This is a genomic window from Enterobacter cloacae complex sp.6700776, assembly GCF_048284255.1.
Classification (GTDB): Bacteria; Pseudomonadota; Gammaproteobacteria; order Enterobacterales; family Enterobacteriaceae; genus Enterobacter; species Enterobacter intestinihominis.
This window is the reverse complement of record NZ_JBLVYK010000136.1, coordinates 1-316: the sequence shown is the minus strand read 5'-3', so window position 1 is coordinate 316 and position 316 is coordinate 1. Positions and strand designations below refer to the sequence as shown.

The window sequence follows — 316 nt, the reverse complement described above, 5'->3', positions numbered from 1 at the left end:
CCTGTAGGATGGTGAAAATCATTAGCTGTGAATTGGTATTCGCGATGTTCGGGAGAGAGCAAAATATCTAAGGCATCGAGTAAACTTGATTTCCCCCATGAGTTTTCCCCGATGAGAACGGTATTATTATTAAGTTCTAAAGAAAGTCGGTTGATCCCTCTAAATCCGTATATTTCCACACGTTCCAGATACATATCTCTCTCCTTGCTATCGAAAACTGAGTTTGATTGTAACATCTTGACCACTCAAGGATCCGTGAAACAACCTGAACTATCTCAAATAAAAGCTTACTCATTAAGCCAATTAATTACTATAC

General features: G+C 38.3%; 1 protein-coding gene. It reads right to left on the bottom strand.

Going from position 1 to position 316, the window contains the following annotated elements:
- The coding region (locus ACNQ0T_RS23585; RefSeq protein WP_417930426.1) for a DUF2813 domain-containing protein at positions 1-194 on the bottom strand (194 nt) is incomplete at its 3' end.
- Between the last annotated feature and the right edge of the window lie 122 nt (positions 195-316).